The 18,819-nt window shown below is 60.3% G+C and carries 14 protein-coding genes; 11 read left to right on the top strand and 3 right to left on the bottom strand.

What is annotated here, in order from left to right; all coding sequences use genetic code 11:
* Window positions 1–191 precede the first annotated feature (191 nt).
* From FHT93_RS22995 to FHT93_RS22965, 7 genes are all read left to right on the top strand, one after another.
* Complete coding sequence (locus FHT93_RS22995) at window positions 192–443, top strand: acyl carrier protein (protein WP_112544818.1); 252 nt, start codon at window positions 192–194, stop codon at window positions 441–443.
* Window positions 443–1,624, top strand: a complete 1,182-nt coding sequence (locus FHT93_RS22990; RefSeq protein WP_113144940.1) for an acyl-CoA dehydrogenase family protein — start codon at window positions 443–445, stop codon at window positions 1,622–1,624. Before FHT93_RS22995 ends, FHT93_RS22990 begins: the two co-directional genes overlap by 1 nt.
* Before the next feature lie 4 nt (window positions 1,625–1,628).
* Window positions 1,629–2,537 carry an amino acid--[acyl-carrier-protein] ligase gene (locus FHT93_RS22985; protein WP_183849609.1) on the top strand — a complete coding sequence of 303 codons (909 nt, stop codon included), beginning with the start codon at window positions 1,629–1,631 and terminating at the stop codon, window positions 2,535–2,537.
* An 8-nt stretch (window positions 2,538–2,545) separates the two neighbouring features.
* Entirely contained in the window at window positions 2,546–3,508 is a 963-nt protein-coding gene (locus tag FHT93_RS22980; RefSeq protein WP_210299383.1) for a DUF1839 family protein, read from the top strand.
* A 16-nt stretch (window positions 3,509–3,524) separates the two neighbouring features.
* On the top strand, window positions 3,525–5,999 hold the full coding sequence (locus FHT93_RS22975) for a glycoside hydrolase family 2 protein (RefSeq protein ID WP_183849605.1): 2,475 nt from the start codon (window positions 3,525–3,527) through the stop codon (window positions 5,997–5,999).
* 46 nt (window positions 6,000–6,045) lie between these two features.
* Window positions 6,046–7,224: a glycosyltransferase family 4 protein gene (locus tag FHT93_RS22970; RefSeq protein WP_113013501.1), complete on the top strand. Its 1,179-nt coding sequence runs from the start codon at window positions 6,046–6,048 to the stop codon at window positions 7,222–7,224.
* A gap of 89 nt (window positions 7,225–7,313) precedes the next feature.
* Entirely contained in the window at window positions 7,314–10,625 is a 3,312-nt protein-coding gene (locus tag FHT93_RS22965; protein WP_183849604.1) for an oligosaccharide flippase family protein, read from the top strand.
* Between the two features lie 15 nt (window positions 10,626–10,640).
* Here the strand turns inward: FHT93_RS22965 and FHT93_RS22960 are convergent, their stop codons facing one another.
* The 3 genes from FHT93_RS22960 to FHT93_RS22950 form a co-directional block, all read right to left on the bottom strand.
* Entirely contained in the window at window positions 10,641–11,807 is a 1,167-nt protein-coding gene (locus FHT93_RS22960; protein ID WP_183849602.1) for a glycosyltransferase family 4 protein, read from the bottom strand.
* A gap of 103 nt (window positions 11,808–11,910) precedes the next feature.
* A complete protein-coding gene (locus tag FHT93_RS22955) occupies window positions 11,911–12,147 on the bottom strand; it encodes an Lrp/AsnC ligand binding domain-containing protein (RefSeq protein WP_112545015.1) in 237 nt (78 codons plus the stop codon).
* A 70-nt stretch (window positions 12,148–12,217) separates the two neighbouring features.
* Window positions 12,218–13,126: a LysR family transcriptional regulator gene (locus FHT93_RS22950; protein WP_112544812.1), complete on the bottom strand. Its 909-nt coding sequence runs from the start codon at window positions 13,124–13,126 to the stop codon at window positions 12,218–12,220.
* Between the two features lie 105 nt (window positions 13,127–13,231).
* Between FHT93_RS22950 and FHT93_RS22945 the strand changes: the two genes are divergently transcribed.
* The 4 genes from FHT93_RS22945 (at window position 13,232) to FHT93_RS22930 (ending at window position 18,787) form a co-directional block, all read left to right on the top strand.
* Window positions 13,232–14,638, top strand: coding sequence for a VOC family protein (locus FHT93_RS22945; protein WP_183849600.1), 1,407 nt, complete (start codon window positions 13,232–13,234; stop codon window positions 14,636–14,638).
* 69 nt (window positions 14,639–14,707) lie between these two features.
* Window positions 14,708–15,991 carry an FAD-binding oxidoreductase gene (locus FHT93_RS22940; protein ID WP_183849598.1) on the top strand — a complete coding sequence of 428 codons (1,284 nt, stop codon included), beginning with the start codon at window positions 14,708–14,710 and terminating at the stop codon, window positions 15,989–15,991.
* 25 nt (window positions 15,992–16,016) lie between these two features.
* Window positions 16,017–17,555, top strand: a complete 1,539-nt coding sequence (locus FHT93_RS22935) for an aldehyde dehydrogenase family protein (RefSeq protein WP_183849596.1) — start codon at window positions 16,017–16,019, stop codon at window positions 17,553–17,555.
* A gap of 206 nt (window positions 17,556–17,761) precedes the next feature.
* Entirely contained in the window at window positions 17,762–18,787 is a 1,026-nt protein-coding gene (locus FHT93_RS22930) for an iron ABC transporter substrate-binding protein (protein WP_183849595.1), read from the top strand.
* Window positions 18,788–18,819: the final 32 nt, after the last annotated feature.

Raw genomic sequence — 18,819 nt, 5'->3', positions numbered from 1 at the left:
GCTATATCAAACTATTGATAGAAATGAAGTATTAGGCCCCAGCTAAGCATGATCCGTAAAATGCAAAGTATGAGTCTTAGTCATATTTAACTAATTATATTAGCGGAATGTTCTGTTTTCCCTACTAAAAGCACTCCCATGAAAAGGCGATGCATGCCGGCTCAGGATCATGAAAATCTGGAGTGAATGGGATGAACAAGACAGTCCGCGACCTCGTAGCCAAGTTCGGTAAGCTTCCTGTGCCCGTTGATCAGGTTGCCGACGATGCGGATCTCTACGCCGCGGGTCTGACGTCCTTTGCTTCCGTGCAACTCATGCTCGGCATCGAAGAAGCCTTCGACATCGAGTTTCCCGATAATCTCCTGAACCGCAAGTCCTTCGCGAGCATCTCGGCGATCGTCAAGACGGTCGATCTCATCCAGGATAGCCGAAAGGTCGCCTGATGAATTTCCCGGTCAAGATCACGGAAGACAGCCTGGTCGCAAGGGCTGCCCGCGTCGCCGAAATTGCGGCAAGACATGCGGATGCCGTCGATTTCGAAGGCCGGTTCCCGCAGGAAGCCGTCAACGCGATGAAGGCCGAGCGGCTGCTCGGTATCCAGATCCCCCGCCATCTTGGCGGCGAGGCTGCTTCCACGACCGATATTGCCGAATTGTGCTCGATGCTCGGCCAGGCCTGCGCGGCAAGCGCGATGGTCTTCGCCATGCACCATATCAAGCTTTCGAGCCTCGTCGAACACGGCGTCGACAGCGAATGGCATAGCGCTTTCATGCGCCGTATCGCCGCCGAACAGCTTCTGATCGCTTCCGCCACTACCGAAGGGGGGATTGGCGGCAACCTGCGCAACAGCATCTGCGCGATCGAAATCGACGGCGATGTCTGCAGGCTGCAAAAGGACGCGACCGTCATTTCCTACGGCTCGCATGCCGATGCCATTCTGATTACCTCGCGCAGCCATCCGCAGGCCGCTTCTTCCGATCAAGTCCTGACCGCCTTCTTGAAAGATCAGTACACACTCGAAAAGACGCATGCCTGGAACACGCTCGGCATGCGCGGTACCTGCTCCGACGGCTTCCTGTTCAAGGGTGAAGCACCGGCTAAACAGATCCTGCCCAAACCCTTTGCTGAGATTGCTGCCCAGTCGATGCTTGCCTCTTCGCATCTGCTCTGGAGCGGCGTGTGGTATGGTATCGCGGTTGACGCCGTTTCCCGCGCGCAGGCTTTCGTGCGCGCTGCTGCCCGCAAGTCTCCCGATGCTACCCCTCCCGGCGCACTTCGCCTCGCTGAGGTTTCCAACCTCCTGCAGATGGTGAAGTCGAATGTGGTTGCCGGCCTCAAGGCCTATGAGGACGCCAAGGCTGACGGCGACAAGCTTTCCTCGATGGGCTTTGCCGTGGCGATGAACAACGTCAAGATCGCCTCGTCGGAGACGATCCTGGAGATCGTCAATCATGCCATGCTGATCTGCGGCATCATGGGCTACAAGAACGGTACACCGTTCAGCCTCGGACGCCATCTGCGCGATGCGCATTCCGCGCAGCTCATGATCTCGAACGACCGCATCCTCGGCAATACGTCGAGCATGCTCCTTGTCCATAAGCAGGACACTAGCCTACTGGGGTAAAGCCATGGATATGCAGACTTCGTTTCTGGACCGGCTCTTCGAGTCCGGCCTGCTGATCGATACCGGCGTTGACGGTCTTTATGGCCGCAGCGGCCAGTTCGAAGACGTCATCGCCGCTTTCGAACGGCTGATCGACAGGTTCGGTGGCGCCGATGGCGCCGAAGCGATGCGCTTTCCGCCCGGCATGAACCGTGCGCTCTTCGAAAAGAGCGGCTACATGAAGAGCTTCCCGCAGCTTGCCGGAACGGTGCACAGCTTCTGCGGCAGCGAACTCGACCATATGAGCCTGCTGCAATGCATGGAAGTCGGCGAGGACTGGACCAAGGATCAGAAGGCGACCGATATCGTTCTGACGCCTGCCGCCTGCTACCCGCTTTATCCGACAGTTGCCAAGCGCGGCAACCTGTCGGCCAAGGGCGGCCTCTTCGATCTCCAATCCTACTGCTTCCGCCATGAACCCTCGAAGGATCCGGCCCGCCAGCAGCTTTTCCGCATGCGCGAATATGTCTGCATGGGCACAGAGCAGCATGTAACCGATTTCCGTCAGAGCTGGATGGACCGCGGCGTCGAAATGATGAAGCAGGTCGGCCTCGATGTGACGATCGATGTTGCCAACGACCCGTTCTTCGGCCGCGCCGGCAAGATGATGGTCAACAACCAGCGCGACCAGAACCTGAAGTTCGAGCTGCTGATCCCGATCACCTCGTCGGCAAACCCGACCGCGTGCATGAGTTTCAACTACCATCAGGACTCTTTCGGTGTGAAATGGGGCCTGAACCTCGAAGATGGCAGCGTGGCTCACACGGCTTGCGTCGGCTTCGGCCTCGAGCGCATCGCGCTCGCGCTCTTCCATCACCACGGCCTCGACGTCAAGGAATGGCCGGCCAGCGTACGGAAAGTCCTGTGGGGCTGAGCGGTTCCATGACCTCGGTTTTTGCGGGTATCGATCCCGATACCTACAAGCCACATGCGCTGCATTCCGGCGAGCGCATGTGGCCGGAGACCAATTGTTATATCGATCTCTGGATCGAGGTGCTGTCGACTTTCGGCGTCGCACCCGAAGCGATGCTCGGCTTTACGCTGACGCAGGATTTCGAGGGCGACCAGTTCACCTTCTTCAAGGTACCGCTGGAGGATCTGGAAGCGCTCTATGGCATCCGCACCACCGAACTTGCGATCTATGACCGCGTGGAGCGGCATGCCGAAGTGCAGATCGCCCGCGGGCGGCTCTGCCTGATCGAGATGGATTCCTTCTATATGCCGGATACGCGGGGCACCGCCTACCGGCAGGAGCACGGCAAGACCACGGTTGCGATCAACCGGCTGGACTTTGCCGGCAAGCGCGTCGACTATTTCCACAATGCCGGTTATTTCCGTATCGAGGGCGAGGATTTCGACGGGTTGTTCCAGTCGCATCTGACAGCTGAGGATGCGCCATTCCTGCCCTATACGGAATTCGCCAAGTTTCCGGAGCAGCCAGTAGGTGAAACGCATCTGCGTGAGGTTTCTCGCCGACTCCTTCACTTCCATTTCGCCCGCCGCCCGGGTGCCAATCCAATCCGCGCCTTTGCAGAAGTCTTCCCGCTGCAGGTTGAAGCGGTGGCCGATCGGCCCTTCGGCTTCTTCCACAAATATGCCTTCAACACGCTCAGACAGGTGGGGGCGAATTTCGAATTAGCGGCCGATCATCTGGCCTGGCTTTCGGCCGGCGAGTTCGGGGTCGCGATCGAGGAAGCACGCCGCATCTCGGAGGTGGCGAAGTCTGTTCAGTTCCAGCTGGCGCGTGCTGTCACCCGCCGCAAGTTCGAGCCGTTGAAAGCGGCCCTTGATCCGGCTGCCGATGCATGGGATTCGATGATGGCATCGCTCGCGGAGCGGGCCTGAAGCCGGAGATCTGACCATGCGGGGGCGGTTGGCAAGCATAGGGGCTGAGGAAAGCCTTCTTACCGAAGGCTGGAATGTGGTTCTGACCGAGCCTGATGCTTGTGCGACGCCGCACGATATCCATCTGTCGGCGCAGTTCATTCCAGCACCCGTTCCGGGCACTGTCGCAGCTGCGCTGGAAAGAGCCGGGCTTTTCGATCGGGAAAATCCTCAGGCGCTCAACACCAGGGATGCCTGGTATCTGACCCGCCTCTTCGATGCGGAGCCGGGCGACGCGCTCCTGCGTTTTCAGGGGCTGGCGACGATCTGCCATGTTTTTCTGAACGGCGTTGAGATCCTTTTCTCCGAGAGCATGTTCACCGCCCATGAAATACCGGTGACGCTCGCAGGCGGTGATGAACTGGCGCTCTGCTTCCGGGCGCTCGCCCCGCGCCTTGGCGAACCCGGACCGCGAGCCCGCTGGCGCCCGCAGATGATCACGCCGCAAGGGCTCAAGAACATCCGCACGACGCTGCTCGGGCATATGCCCGGCTGGTGCCCGGAGATCCATGCGGTCGGGCCATGGCGGCCGATCTCGCTCGTGCGCCGAAGCGTTGCCTCTGTCGACAATGTCACGGTGCGTACCGTTCTGGAGGAAAACGGAACAGGACGGCTCAGCGTTTCTCTTCATGCCGATGGCGAAGAGCCTGTGATGATGCTGCGCTGCGCCGGTATCGAGCAGGGCTTCGAGAAGATCGGTGACAGGCATTATTCGGCAATTCTCAAGCTGCCCGAGGTCGAGGCCTGGTGGCCACATACGCATGGCGCACCGCATCTCTACGATGTGACGCTGGTTCTTGACGGCGAGGAACATTCGCTCGGCAGGACGGGATTTCGGCGTGTCGAGGTCGACCACGGCGCTGACGGCAGTGATTTCGCGCTTTGCGTCAACGGCGAACGGATCTTCTGCCGTGGCGCGGTCTGGACGACAGCCGACATAGCGCGGCTGCCAAGCGAGCGTGCCGATTATGAGCCCTTCCTGCGGCTTGCTGCCGAGGCCGGCATGAACATGATCCGCATCGGCGGGACCATGGCCTATGAGACGCCGGAATTCTTCGCGCTCTGTGACGAACTTGGGCTGATGGTCTGGCAGGACTTCATGTTCGCCAATTTCGACTATCCGAAGAACGACAAGGCGTTTATCGGCCATGTGCATGCCGAGGCGGAGGAATTCCTGCACGGCGTACAGCTTTCGCCGTCGCTTGCCGTGCTCTGCGGCGGCAGCGAAATCCACCAGCAGGCGGCGATGTTCGGCCTGCCCTCGGATTTCTGGAGCGGGCCGATTACCGACGAGATCATCCCGGCGATCTGCCAGCGCATGCGACCTGACGTCCCTTACGTGCCGAATTCGCCTTATGGCGGAGCGATGCCCTTTTCGCCCAATGCGGGCGTCACGCATTATTACGGCGTCGGCGCCTATATGCGGCCGCTTGAGGATGCGCGCCGCGCGGAGGTGCGGTTTGCGGCGGAAAGCCTCGCCTTCGCGCATGTGCCGCAGCAGAAGACCTTGCAACGGCATCTCGACGTGCCCTCAGTTCACACTCCGCTCTGGAAAGAGCGGGTGCCGCGCGACCGCGGCGCTTCCTGGGATTTCGAGGATGTCAGGGATTTCTATCTCGGGCTTCTCTATGACGTCGACCCCGCCAAGCTTCGCCGTGAAGATCCCGAACGTTATCTCGACCTGTCGCGCGCCGTCACAGGTGAGGTTCTGGAGGAAACCTTTGCCGAATGGCGGCGCAAGGGATCGACCTGCAACGGCGCGCTTGTCTGGACCCTGCAGGATCTGTTGCCGGGTCCCGGCTGGGGCGTGATCGATTCCACTGGCGAGCCCAAACCTGTCTGGCATGCGATGCGCCGGGCCTTCCGTCCCGCGCAGGCAGTCTTTACGGACGAGGGGACGAATGGCCTCTATGTCCATGTCATCAATGAAACCGACAAGGTGGTGGCTCTCGAACTCGATGTCGCCTGCCTCCGTGAGGGGCGCCAGCAGGTCGCGAGCGGTAGCAAGGCCTTCAATCTCGATCCAAGAAGCGTGGAGCGGATTGCCTGCACCGATCTCTTCGGCGGCTTCTTCGATGCCACTTATGCCTTTCGTTTCGGTGCGCCATCGCATGACGTCAGCGTGGCGTGGCTGCGCTCGGCGATGGACGGCGCGCTGCTGGCGCAGGCTTTTCATTTCCCGCGTGGCCGGGCGAAAGCCTTCCACGACCCGACGATCGAGGCGTCCTTCCTGCGTGAGGACGATGATTGGTTTATCACGCTTGCGACCGACAGGCTTGCCCAGTCGGTACATATCGACGTCGAAGGCTACCGGGCCGAAGAGGACTGGTTCCATCTGGCACCAGGCCCTGCCAAGCGAGTGAAGCTCATCGCCGCTGCGGGCATTGATCGCGATGCATTGCCGACAGGCGAAATCAGGAGCGTCGGCGCCTTGCGCCGTTTCGCGCTTTAGGGACCAGGGAGCGGTCATGACGATCAGGGTGCAGGCGGAAGAGGCTTTGCGGGGCGTCTATCGAAGCATGCGCGGGCATCTGTTGCAGCGGCTGATTGTCAAATCGCGGCTTGCCTTCAATCCGCGCCGACCGGTCGAGATCGTCGGTTATCTATCGATGGCGGCAGGTGTAGGCGAATCCGCACGGCTTTGCGCTGCCGCTCTCTCCCAAGCAGGCCGTGAGATCATGCTTGCGGATGTCAGCACCCATCCGGATGAAGGCAAGCTGGTCGAGTGGACGTCCGAGCAAATCTCCGGCGGGCAGTCCGGAAGTCGTATATGGCATCTCAATCCGCCCATGCTGCCGCGCGCGATCCTGAAGAAAGGTCTCGGCAATTTCACCCGTGCCTTCAATATCGGCTATTGGGCCTGGGAGCTGGAAGTGGTGCCGGCGGAATGGCGCAATGCCATGCACTATATGAACGCTGTCTTCGTTCCCTCGGAATTCACCAGGCGGGCAATCGCGCCACATACGGCTGCACCTGTCATTGTCGTGCCGCACCCGGTGACCGAGCGGCCGGCTGCTGACGGCATCAGGCAGAAGTTCGGGATTGCCGCGGATGCTTTCCTCGTATCGTTCGTCTTCAGCGCCGGTTCCTCGATCAACCGCAAGAACCCGCAGGCGGCGATCAAGGCCTTCAGGCTCTTCAGCGCCGAATGCCCCCATGCCTTCCTGCTGATGAAGGCGAGTGGCAATCCGGTCCGGGACGAGGCACTTCGCGCGCTCATGCAATCCGTGGAAGGCGACCGCAACATCAGGATCGTTACCGACAATCTGGCGAGTTCGGAGATCAACGGCATCATTCGCGATTCCAATGTCTATCTTTCGCTGCATCGTTCGGAGGGTTTCGGCCTGACGGTGGCTGAAGCGATCATGCATCGCACGCCCGTCATCTCGACCGGTTGGTCAGGCACGGCTGATTTCTGCGATCCCGACAATATATGGCTGGTCGAGCCGTCGCTTATTCCCGTCGTCGACAGCCATCCGGAATTTGCCGATCTCACGAATGCCGTCTGGGCCGATCCTTCACCCGCGACCGCGGCGGCGCATTTGAAGAGCATCTATTCCAATCCCGAGGCTGCGAAGCAGAAAGCAGAGGCGGCGCGGACCTATCTGGTGCGCCACCTCGCCGAGCATAGCTACGACAAGGCGCTTTCACGGCTTTCTGCGATGCAGGCGAGCTAAGCTGAGCGCTTTACTCCCCTTTATTTTAACATTTCCAATTTAGTGATGACTTGTTTTCGGCCGCGGTGCGGCTTCTGGCGGATGGACGGATGTCGAAGGGCATTATTGCAAATTCGGTGATGAATGCGGCGGCGGGCATGCTGCTTCTGGTAACGGGGTTCGTTTCCTCGATCATAACCGCGCGTCTGCTCGGTCCGGAGGCGAACGGCATCGTTGCCTTTTCGCTCTGGCTCGTCGTCACGGGTGCCTCGATTGCCGAACTCGGCTCCAGCATCACGCTGCTGAAGACGCTGCCGCAGCTTTCGGCACAGGGCTACAGTTTCGAGCAACGCAAGGGGTTTGCCTCGATCCTGGTCGCCTTCATGGTCTGTTCCACGTTGGTGCTGCTGGGGCTCTACGCCCTGTTCTTCCTGACATCGGAGGAAATGCACTGGGCCGACACCGCGCCGTCTGTGGCGCTTGTGACAGGTATGCTCTTCTTCATCCAGGCGATCGGCTCCTTCGTCAAATTCTACCTGATCGGTGAAAAACGGCTCGGCACGTTCTTCCAGCTGACGCTGATCGTCTCGGTTTTCCAGCTTGCGGGCGTGGCGGTCGGTGCCGTCTTCTACGGGGTGGAGGGCGTGCTCGTCGGCTACGCGCTCGGCCAGTTGGTGCTTTTCGTTGCTACTTTGCCGATTCTTTTTGCCCGGCGCGATCGCTGCGGCGTATCGCTCAAATATCTGGCCTCGTCGTCCGTGATCCTGTCGATGCAATTCATCATCGACTCGATCTTCCTCAATCGTATCGAACTGCTTTTCCTGCAGCAGTTCTGGTCGGTGGAAATGGTCGGCTTCTATGCGGCGGGTCTGTCGATCGCCAATATAGCGTTGCAGCTTCCGATCCAGATGAGCGGCAGCCTGCTGCCCTATTATTCGGAACGGCGGCACACCAGCGCCGACTCGAAGTTCCCGGTCGAGGCCTTTGCAGCCGTCATCCGCAGCATGGCCTATATCGTGCTGCCCATGAGCCTCGGGCTCGCCGCAATCTCCAGCGAACTGGTGCACGTGGTCTTCGGCGAAGCCTTCGATCGAAGCGGCGGAGTTGTTGCGCTGCTTGCGCTTGTCGCGCCAGCCTACACGCTCATGCAGGTTCTCAGCCTATACCTGCTTTCAATCGACAAGGCCAATGTACGGTTGAAAATCAGTGTGATAGGTGGCCTTCTTATGGTAGTGGGTTGTTTACTCATCGTACCTAGGCTGGCCGCCGAGGGTGCCGCACTTGTGCGCATCGCCGTATTTGTTGCGATGTCGGTAATGATGGTCAGACAAACGGGCTTCGGAACTCAGCTTTCGGGTCTTTATCTCAGCCTTGCGAAGATTGCGCTTGCGGCGGTATTTTGTGCTTGCGGCGCCATCACTGCGCTTGAGCTCATCCAGGGTCCGATCGGTCTTGTCGCTGCGATGATCGCCGGCGCGTTTGCTTACTTCGCTGCGTTGAAAGTCCTCCGTGCCGTTCCGGTCGAAGATATCCAGGTGCTACGCTCGATCCTCGACAAGATACCGGCTCTCCTGCAGGGACCAGCAAGGCGTGTCGTCAATTTCATCTCTACGCCGCCCCCCGAACGTGGGGAGAAGAAGCCTGATAACGAAGAGTTCTCGCGCGAGCCGGCCGAAGGTGCCGGCCGTGCCGCTGCCCTTCCTGTTGTGTTCGACGGGACGATCGGTCTCTTCATGCCGGAAAAGGCTGATGTTGAAAAACGCTCGGCTGCCGTTCTTTTCGTGAGCCCCTGGGGCTTCGAAGAAATGTGCACGCGGAAATTCTATCGCGTCGCGGCGGAGCATTTCTCTGACATTGGCGTGCCGAGCCTGCGTTTTGACTATACCGGGACGGGTGACTCGCTCGATTTCGGCGATCAGGCACCCAGTCTGGAAATCTGGAAGAATTCCATCCGCGCGGCAGCTTCAAAATTGAAGACGCTCAGCGGTTGCTCGCAGATCATTGTTGTCGGCCAGGGTCTCGGCGGCACGCTTGCTCATCTGACCGGCCACACGATCGAGGGCGTCGACAGCATCGTGCTGCTTGCGCCTGTCCTCAGCGGCAGGGGGCATCTGCGCGAAATCAACATGTGGTCGCGGATCATTCATGCCGACCTCGGTCTCGGCAAGGAGCATGCGCAAAGCGCCCAGGTTCAGATCGCCGGCCTGACCCTGCCGGACACGATTGCTGCAGAAATCGGCAAACTCAATATCGGTTCGCCGCAGGAGCTTGCGGCGCCGAATTACCTTGTCCTCGAACGCCCGGCTCGGGTTGACGACACGAGTTTCGCTGACGCCCTGAAGGCACTCGGCGGCAATGTCGAGCAGCGCGTTTTCGAAGGTTATGACGAGCTGGTCACCAATCCGCTCTTTGCCAAGACGCCAATGGCAGTCATCAAGTTGCTTGCCGAATGGCTTGTCGAGACAACCGCGCCCGCCCCATCCGTCGGTCACTCATCGCGGGAGGTCGAAAACCGGCCGCTCGCAGGTGACGGTTTTGAGGAGATCCCGGTTCGTTTCGGCGCCTTCCAGCATCTGATCGGCGTCGTCAGCCGGCCGCAGGGCGAGATCAAGGGTAACGCCGTGCTCTTCATGTCGACGGCCTATGACCGCCATGCAGGCTGGGGGCGGACGACTGTCGATATGGCGCGCGAGCTCGCTCGCCAGGGCGTCGTTTCACTGCGCTTCGATTCTGCCAATGTCGGCGACAGCGTTCCGCGTCCGGATGCCCCGGAACAGGTTCTCTATTCCGCGACGCAGACGGACGATGCACTGGCCTCCATCGATTTGCTGGAGAGTTTCGTCGTCGGCCCGATCATGGTCGCGGGTCGCTGCAGCGGCGGTTATGTGGCTTTTCGCGCGGGTATCGAGGACGAGCGCCTGAAGGCGATCGTTTCCATCAATCCCTTCGTTTACTACTGGGATCCGGAAATGCCGGTGCGGCGCGAGCATGTCGTCTCGGTTCCTCGCAGCGTCGATGATTACGGCCAGCGGATGATGCGGCTCGACACGGTCAGGCGGCTGTTCCGCGGTGAGGTCGATGTCTTCGCTGCTCTGCAGAATATCTTTATCGCGGTCGGCCGCCGGCTTTCGCCGCGCATCGCGCCGCTTGTGGAACTCATTCCGGGCCGTCGTCATATCGCACGCCAGGTGCGTCAGTCTTTTGCGGCGCTTGGCAAACGCAAGGTGCCGCTGACGCTGATCTACAGCGAAGGCGATGTCGGTCTCGACCACATGTATTTCCATTTCGGTCCGCGTGGCCACAAGTTCGCCCGGCATCCGAACGTGCGTCTGGTGATGCTGCAGGATGCAGACCACAATCTGACGCCGCCGGAATCGCGCAAGCTGGTACTGGACGAGATCGTCCGGCTGGCGAAAGCCTAGGAATTTCCGGATCTTTTAAGTGGCAATGCCGATTGAGCGGTAGAGGTCGATATAACGGTCCGCAACGGCATCCCACGAATAGGCGTGGGCGGCCTGCATGAGGCTCTCCCGCAAGGACGAACCCTCGACGGTGACGTCGCGATAGGCTTTCTCGATCGCATCCGCCGTCAGTTCCGGCTTCGTGAAGTCGGCAAGGATGATTTCCTCATGCCGTCCTGCGAGCGCGCGATAGGCCTCGTTGGTGTTGAGGATCGGCTGCAGGCCAGCGCTCATCGCTTCCAGCGCAACGATGCCGAAGCCTTCATATTCCGATGCCGAAGCCATGAGTGATGCCTTGGCAATGATGCCGCGGATCACGTGATTGTCCGGCGAAATAGTCAGGGTTACGGATGCTTCCAACGATCTTGCGGCAATCTCCCGCCTGACGTCAGCAGCATCAAGATCGGATTCGGCGCCGATAACGTCCAGATGCCAATCGGGATTGCGTTTTACGAGTGCGGCCATCGCATCCAGCAGAAGATCGAGCCGTTTGTTTACCGAGAAGCGCCCGATCGTGATGATGCGTCGCTCGGGCGTGCGCGAGGCGGCATCGGCGAATTTGCCGATATCGGCGCCATTCTCGATCGTTATGCCATCGGGGACGATCTGGATGAACTGGCTGAGGTCCGACGCGCTGCAGCAGACGAGGCGGCGATAGGCGATCGCCGAGAGGCGTGTCAACGTTCGGAACCATATCTTCTTGATAACAAGAAATTTCTTCGTGTGAAAGAAACCGCCATGGGTCGTGACGACCATGGGCTTGCAGTGCAGGAACCTGCCCCAAGCGAGCGCGTCGAAGAAGAAGTCGATCGCATGGACATGGATAAGATCGGCGTCGCCGATATGGCGGAAGACCTGTGGTGCTACCGGATAGCGACTGCTGCCGGACCAGGGGATACGGACAACCTCGATGCCGTCGATGGTTTCGCGCGCGGGAAGCTTGTCGTCGGGAGCGGTGAAGAGGGAATCAAGCGTGACAACACGGACGCGGTAGCCGCGTTTCAACGTTTGCCGGGCAAGATTGGCGACCACATCCTCAAGGCCGCCACGGTTGGGCAGAAACTGCCGTACGACGTGCACGATGAGGGGCGCAGCTTTCGGCTGCGGGATGTTCTCGACGGTCTCTACCACGGAGAGGGACATTTCCCACCTGTTCTCTATGGGAATGACCAGCCATACCGAGCCTTAAGGTGCGGTATATGAGGAAGTGACCCTTCCGGCTTTATTGGTGCGATGGTTAATCGCTTCAGAATGCCTTGAAGGTCAATGTCGTCAGCGAGCGTACGATGCCGGAGATATTGGCGATGTTGTCGTTGATGAACTTGCCGATATCCTGGCCTTCCTCGATGTAGACCTTGAGCAGCAGGTCGTAGTTGCCTGATGTCGAATAGAGCTCCGAGACCAGCTCGGTCTTGTAGATGGCGTCGGCGACCTCGTAGGTCTTGCCGGGCGCGCACTGGAGCTGGACGAAAATCGGCTTCATGGGAATTTCCTGCATCGAATTCTGATGGCACGCATAATGGTCGAAAGCGCGTCCGCGATGCAAGCCTTCCTTACGTGTCGGAACCCGAATGGGCTTCGGAGACGATCCAGTCGCGGAAAGCGGCAAGCGGGGCATAGTCGGCACGCTCCGGCGGAAAGGCGAGATAATAACGCTCGCGGCTCTCCATCTCGCGGTCGACGGCAGCAACGAGATCGCCGCGCTCCAGCTCATCCTGGATGAGGAAGGTTGGCAGAAGGGCGACGCCTAGGCCGGCGATGGCCGCCTGTGCTGCGGTGGCAAACTGGTCGAACAGCATGCCATGCACGCTTTCGAAGGCAACGCCGTTATCGGCAAACCAGCGCTCCCAGGCGTCGGAACGGGTCGTCAGATGCAGAAGCGGCACCGAGAGCAGATCTTCCGGCCGGGTGATCTCATTGCGCTTGAAGAAATCGGGACTGCAGGCAGGCAGCGTGCGCTCCGACATCAGAAAGGCGAGTTCGGCGCCCGGCCAGTGCGGATGGCCGAAGTGGATGGCTGCATCGATGGAATCGAGACGGAAATCGAAGGAGGAGAGCCGGGTGACGAGGTTGATCGTGACACCGGGGTTGGCACCAAGAAAACGGCCCAGGCGTGGTGCCAGCCAGCGTGTGCCGAAGGTTGGCAGGATCGCAAGGTTCAGCGTGCCGCCGTGCGGGTTGGCGCGCAGGTTCAGCGAGGCGCTGGAGATGCGTCGCAGCGCTTCCCGGATTTCGCGGGCATAGGCATCGCCGGCAAGGGTAAGGCGCACGGTCTGGCGCTCGCGCAGGAACAGTTCTACCCCAAGATGTTCCTCAAGCGCCTTGATCTGGCGGCTGACGGCGCTCTGTGTCAGGTCAAGCTCGCGGGCGGCAGATGTTACGCTGCCGGTGCGGGCGACCGCTTCGAAGGCGGCAAGATGAGCAATCGATGGCAGAAAGCGCCTTGGTGCAAGCATGATCATTCCATTTTAGAATGAGCTATTTCCGAAACGTCGATATTCACCGCCTAAGAGCCCTTGTAAAGAACTTCATCCTGCAAAATCGGAATGAACGCGGAGTTTTCTTCAATGCCCGGCGCTTTCGTCTCTACGGACCGCATCCGTTCGCTTTTCACCGAAGCCATGTCACAGATGTACCGGACGGAGGTGCCGCAATACGGGACGCTGATCGAGCTTGTGGGGGAGGTCAACGCCGAAGTCCTCGCGAAAGACCAGGAACTTAGCGAGCGGCTTCGGCGTGCAGGTGAGCTCGAGCGCATCGATGTCGAGCGCCACGGTGCGATCCGTCTCGGAACGGCTGAGGAACTCTTCACCATCCGACGGCTCTTTGCCGTTATGGGCATGCAGTCGGTCGGTTATTACGATCTCTCGGTCGCCGGTGTTCCCGTGCATTCTACCTGCTTCAGGCCTGTCGAAGAAAAGGCGCTGAACGTCAATCCGTTCCGTGTCTTTACCTCGCTGTTGCGGCTGGAATTGATCGAGGACGCGGAATTGCGCGCCGAAGCCGCTGATATCCTGGCCAAGCGGCAGATCTACACGCCGCGCGCCATCAAACTCATCGAGCAGCATGAGAAGGCTGGTGGACTGACGGAAGCGGAAGCTGCAGATTTTGTCGCCGAGGCGCTGGAAACCTTCCGCTGGCATGGCGAGGCAACCGTCAGTGCCGAGACCTACAAGCGCCTGCATGACGCACACCGCCTCATTGCCGATGTCGTCAGCTTCAAGGGCCCACATATCAACCATCTCACTCCGCGCACGCTCGATATTGATGAAGTGCAGCGGCGTATGCCGGAGCGCGGCATCACGCCGAAGGCCGTCATCGAAGGACCGCCGCGGCGCAATTGCGATATCCTGCTGCGGCAGACGAGTTTCAAGGCGCTGGAAGAGCCGATTGCCTTCACGGATGCTGCCGGCACGAAGGCAGGCACGCATACGGCTCGATTTGGCGAGATAGAACAGCGTGGCGTTGCGCTGACGGCCAAGGGCCGGGCGCTCTACGATCGCTTGCTCGCCTCGGTGCGCGGCGAAGTGCAGGTCGGCGCATCCGGGGCCAAGGCCGGCGACTATGGTGTCGAGCTCGCGGGACGATTCAAGGCATTGCCGGACGGTTGGGACGAGTTGCGGCGCGAAGGACTGGCCTTCGTCCACTATTCGGCGACGCCTGAAGGTCTTGCTGCGAAGGGCCAATTGCCGTCCGATCCGGAGGCCCTGATCGCCAAAGGTTATCTGCGTTTCGATCCTGTCATCTACGAGGATTTCCTGCCCGTCAGCGCGGCAGGTATCTTCCAGTCGAATCTCGGCACGGACCAGCAGCAGAATTATGCGACACGTTCGAACAGGGCGGCTTTCGAGGAGGCGCTTGGCGCCGACGTGCAGGACGAGCTCGCGCTCTATGCCGAGCGGCAGGCCGCATCGCTTGATATGGCCATGGAAGAGCTCGGCCTTTCGGGCCTGAAGCTGAAGACGGTCGCCTGACAATCGGCCGCTTCCGCAGGGGCGGGAGCGGCGCTAGAGTACCGATTTCGATCCAGACTGGACTGTCCGATGCTCAATGATCCTCGCTCCCACGGCCTATGGGAAAAGACTGCTCCCCAGCCACCCGTCACGTCTGTACTGTCAGGCGCCGTCGATGCCGATATTGTCATTGTCGGCGGCGGCTATACCGGCCTTTCTTCCGGCCTGCATCTGGCCGAGGCCGGATCGCGGGTTGTGCTCCTGGAGGCGAAGGAGATCGGCTTCGGCGGCGCAGGCCGCAATGTCGGGCTCATCAATGCCGGCATGTGGGTCATGCCTGATGATCTGCCCGGGGTGCTCGGCCCCGTCTATGGCGAGCGGCTGCTCGACCTGCTCGGCAATGCACCGCGGCTGGTGATGGAGCTGATCGAAAAGCACGGGATCGCCTGCGAGCTCGAAAAGCAGGGTACGCTTCATTGCGCCGTCGGCGTCGACGGTCTGAAGGAAGTCGAGGAGCGCTACAAGCAGTGGTCGGCGCGGGGTGCGCCTGTCGCACTGCTCGATGCCGATGAGACTGCAAAACGCATTGGCACGAATGCCTATGCCGGCTCGCTGCTCGACATGCGGGCCGGCACGCTGCAACCGCTTGCCTACGCGCGCGGGCTGGCGCATGCCGCCCAGAAGGCGGGCGTTGTGCTGCACACGGCAAGCTCCGTCATTGCGACCGAGCGGCAAGGCAGCCGGTGGGTGGTGAAGACGGAGCATGGGCAGGTAACGGCTGATTGGATCATCGTGGCGACGGATGCCTACAGCACCGGCCCGTGGGAACAGGTGCGCAACGAACAGGTATTTCTGCCCTATTTCAATTTCGCCACTGTCCCACTCGGCCATAATCTGCGTCAGTCGATCCTGCCCAATCGCGAGGGCGTATGGGATACGAAGGAAATTCTCTCGTCTTTCCGGATGGATCAGGCCGGCCGCCTGGTCTTCGGAAGTGTCGGGGCGCTGCGCAATACTGGCCTGTCCGTGCACAAGGGCTGGGCCAAGCGCGCGCTGAAGCGGCTCTTCCCCGAGATCGGCGACGCCGAATTCGAGTGCGAATGGTACGGGCAGATCGGCATGACTGACAACGCCCTGCCGCGCTTCCACAAATTCGCCCCCAATGTCATCGGCTTTTCGGGCTATAATGGCCGCGGGATTGCGCCTGGCACGGTGTTCGGCCGCACCCTGGCGGAGCATATTCTTGGCCGGATTGGCGAAGCGGATCTGCCTTTGCCGCTGACCGACCCCCGTGAGCAGAGCTTCCGCGCGCTTAGGGAACTATGGTACGAAGCCGGCGCTCAGGTCGCCCATTTCGCCGATGCCCGTTTCTGAGAACAACAAGACTGGAACCACGACAATGAACATCGCCGTCCTCGATCTCGCCACCGAAACTGCCAAGCTGCTCGCCGATCTCGGCGTCGATGCCAGGAGCTATACGGGCGGTACGCTGTCCGTCACCTCGCCGATCACAGGCAAGGAAATCGGCAAGCTGAAGGAGCATTCCGTCGCCGACGCCAAGGCGGCGATCGATGCGGCACACAAGGCTTTCCTCGAGTGGCGGGCCATTCCGGCGCCGAAGCGCGGCGAGCTGGTCCGTCTGCTCGGCGAGGAACTGCGCGCCTCCAAGGTGGCGCTCGGCCGCCTGGTTTCGATCGAGGTTGGCAAGATCACTTCGGAAGGCCTCGGCGAAGTACAGGAAATGATCGATATCTGCGATTTCGCCGTCGGTCTTTCCCGCCAGCTTTACGGCCTGACGATTGCCACCGAGCGGGCCGAGCACCGCATGATGGAAAGCTGGCATCCGCTTGGCGCCATCGGTATCATTTCGGCCTTCAACTTCCCGGTTGCCGTCTGGTCGTGGAATGCCGCGCTTGCCATCGTCTGCGGCAATTCCACCGTCTGGAAGCCTTCCGAAAAGACGCCGCTGACGGCTCTTGCTGTGCAGGCCCTGTTTGAGAAGGCGTTGAAGCGTTTCGTCGCCGAAGGCGGCAAGGCACCGGCAAATCTCTCTACTCTGTTGATCGGCGGCCGCGAGATCGGCGAAGTGCTGGTCGACCATCCGAAGATCCCGCTGGTTTCGGCGACCGGCTCCACCGCCATGGGCCGCGCCGTCGGCCCGCGCCTGTCGCAGCGCTTTGCCCGCGCGATCCTGGAACTTGGCGGCAACAATGCCGCGATCGTCTGCCCAACGGCCGATCTCGACCTGACGCTGCGCGGTGTTGCCTTCGCGGCCATGGGCACGGCCGGCCAGCGCTGCACGACGCTACGCCGTCTCTTCGTGCATGAGAGCGTCTACGACCAGCTCGTTCCGCGGCTGAAGAAGGCCTATGGTTCCGTGACGATCGGCAATCCGCTGGAAACCGGTACACTGGTCGGCCCGTTGATCGATGGTCTGGCCTTCGAGAAGATGCAGACGGCCCTCGGCCAGGCAAGGGCTGCCGGTGGCGCCGTCGTCGGTGGTGAGCGTGTCGACAATGGTTCGGCAGAAGCCTTCTATGTTCGCCCCGCGCTCGTCGAAATGCGGGAGCAGACCGGCCCGGTGGAGCACGAAACCTTCGCACCGATCCTGTACGTCATCAAGTACAGCGATTTCGATGCCGTGCTGGAACTGCACAACGCTGTCCCACAGGGCCTGTCGTCCTCGATCTTCACCAACAATATGCGCGAAGCGGAAACCTTCCTCTCCTCGCGTGGCTCGGATTGCGGAATCGCCAACGTCAATATCGGTCCATCCGGTGCTGAAATCGGCGGAGCCTTTGGCGGGGAGAAAGAGACGGGCGGCGGCCGTGAATCGGGTTCGGACGCCTGGAAGGCTTACATGCGCCGTTCCACCAACACCGTCAATTACGGCAAGACCTTGCCGCTGGCGCAGGGCGTCAAGTTCGACATCGAATAAGCTGACGCATTGGAACCACAAAAGCGACGCCTCACCGGCGTCGCTTTTTTTTGACGAAATCCGGATTTATTCCCTGCGAAGATGAAAAATTGAGTCAAGATAATGTGATGATTTTTTTGACTTCGAAACTTGAACTAAGCAGTCAACAAAAATATACGCCTGCCATCACCCTTGGGAGCTCGGGTGACATCGCCACGGAGGCCATCATGAAAATTGCTCTTAACCGTCTTTCCGGCGCGTTCGCGCTTGCCGCTTCACTTCTCGCCGCCACCGCGCTCGCAGGCAGCGCCTATGCGCAGGAGTCCGAAGGTATCGTCGTTTACAATGCCCAGCACGAAAGCCTGGGCCGTGAATGGATCGACGCCTTCACCAAGGAGACCGGCATCAAGGTCACCATGCGCCAGGGCAGCGACATGCAATTCGCAAACCAGATCATCCAGGAAGGCGATGCTTCACCTGCCGATGTATTCCTGACGGAAAACTCGCCGGCGATGACGCTGGTCGACGGTGCCGGCTTGTTTGCGCCGATCGAGAAGGACACGCTGGATCAGGTTCCCGAGCAGTATCGACCGGCTGACGGCATGTGGACCGGCATTGCTGCCCGCACCACCGTTTTCGCCTATGACAAGACGAAGCTGACGGAAGACAAGCTGCCGAAGTCTATGCTCGAACTGCAGGATCCGGCCTGGAAAGGCCGTTGGGGCGCAGCTCCCGCCGGCGCCGACTTCCAGGCCATCGTTGCCGCTCTGCTGCAGCTGAAGGGCGAAGACGCCACCAAGGCCTGGCTAAAGGGTCTCAAGGACAATGCCACGCCTTACAAGGGCAACAGCGTCGCCATGAAGGCCGTCAATGCCGGCGAAGTCGAAGGCGCGATCATCTATCACTACTACTGGTTCGGCGATCAGGCCAAGACCGGCGAGAACAGCAAGAATGTCGGCCTGCATTATTTCAAGAATCAGGATCCGGGCGCTTTTGTTTCCGTTTCCGGCGGCGGTGTCCTGAAGTCCACGCAGCACATGAAGGAAGCTCAGGCTTTCATCAAGTATCTGACCAGCAAGGCCGGTCAGGCGGTTCTCAAGGATGGCGATTCCTATGAATACGCCGTCGGCAAGGACGCCGCTTCCAACGACAAGCTCACTCCGCTTGCCGACCTTGACGCGCCGAAGGTCGAAGCCTCGACGCTGGACAGCAAGAAGGTCGTGGAGTTGATGACGGCCGCCGGCCTCATCTAACCTTTCTGCCGCAGGCTTCTTCCGGCCAAAAC

Origin of the sequence: Rhizobium sp. BK379, assembly GCF_014193955.1 — a bacterium.
Taxonomy (GTDB): domain Bacteria; phylum Pseudomonadota; class Alphaproteobacteria; order Rhizobiales; family Rhizobiaceae; genus Rhizobium.
Note: the sequence above shows the minus strand (reverse complement) of the source record. Positions and strands in the feature narration are given on the sequence as shown.

What these genes read in the sequence shown, in the direction of transcription:
- FHT93_RS22995 (WP_112544818.1), top strand. Translation starts at nt 192, where the DNA reads ATGAACAAGACAGTCCGCGACCTCGTAGCCAAGTTCGGTAAGCTTCCT.
- FHT93_RS22990 (WP_113144940.1), top strand. Translation starts at nt 443, where the DNA reads ATGAATTTCCCGGTCAAGATCACGGAAGACAGCCTGGTCGCAAGGGCT.
- FHT93_RS22985 (WP_183849609.1), top strand. Translation starts at nt 1,629, where the DNA reads ATGGATATGCAGACTTCGTTTCTGGACCGGCTCTTCGAGTCCGGCCTG.
- FHT93_RS22980 (WP_210299383.1), top strand. Translation starts at nt 2,546, where the DNA reads ATGACCTCGGTTTTTGCGGGTATCGATCCCGATACCTACAAGCCACAT.
- FHT93_RS22975 (WP_183849605.1), top strand. Translation starts at nt 3,525, where the DNA reads ATGCGGGGGCGGTTGGCAAGCATAGGGGCTGAGGAAAGCCTTCTTACC.
- FHT93_RS22965 (WP_183849604.1), top strand. Translation starts at nt 7,314, where the DNA reads ATGTCGAAGGGCATTATTGCAAATTCGGTGATGAATGCGGCGGCGGGC.
- FHT93_RS22960 (WP_183849602.1), bottom strand. Translation starts at nt 11,807, where the DNA reads ATGTCCCTCTCCGTGGTAGAGACCGTCGAGAACATCCCGCAGCCGAAA.
- FHT93_RS22955 (WP_112545015.1), bottom strand. Translation starts at nt 12,147, where the DNA reads ATGAAGCCGATTTTCGTCCAGCTCCAGTGCGCGCCCGGCAAGACCTAC.
- FHT93_RS22950 (WP_112544812.1), bottom strand. Translation starts at nt 13,126, where the DNA reads ATGATCATGCTTGCACCAAGGCGCTTTCTGCCATCGATTGCTCATCTT.
- FHT93_RS22945 (WP_183849600.1), top strand. Translation starts at nt 13,232, where the DNA reads ATGCCCGGCGCTTTCGTCTCTACGGACCGCATCCGTTCGCTTTTCACC.
- FHT93_RS22940 (WP_183849598.1), top strand. Translation starts at nt 14,708, where the DNA reads ATGCTCAATGATCCTCGCTCCCACGGCCTATGGGAAAAGACTGCTCCC.
- FHT93_RS22935 (WP_183849596.1), top strand. Translation starts at nt 16,017, where the DNA reads ATGAACATCGCCGTCCTCGATCTCGCCACCGAAACTGCCAAGCTGCTC.
- FHT93_RS22930 (WP_183849595.1), top strand. Translation starts at nt 17,762, where the DNA reads ATGAAAATTGCTCTTAACCGTCTTTCCGGCGCGTTCGCGCTTGCCGCT.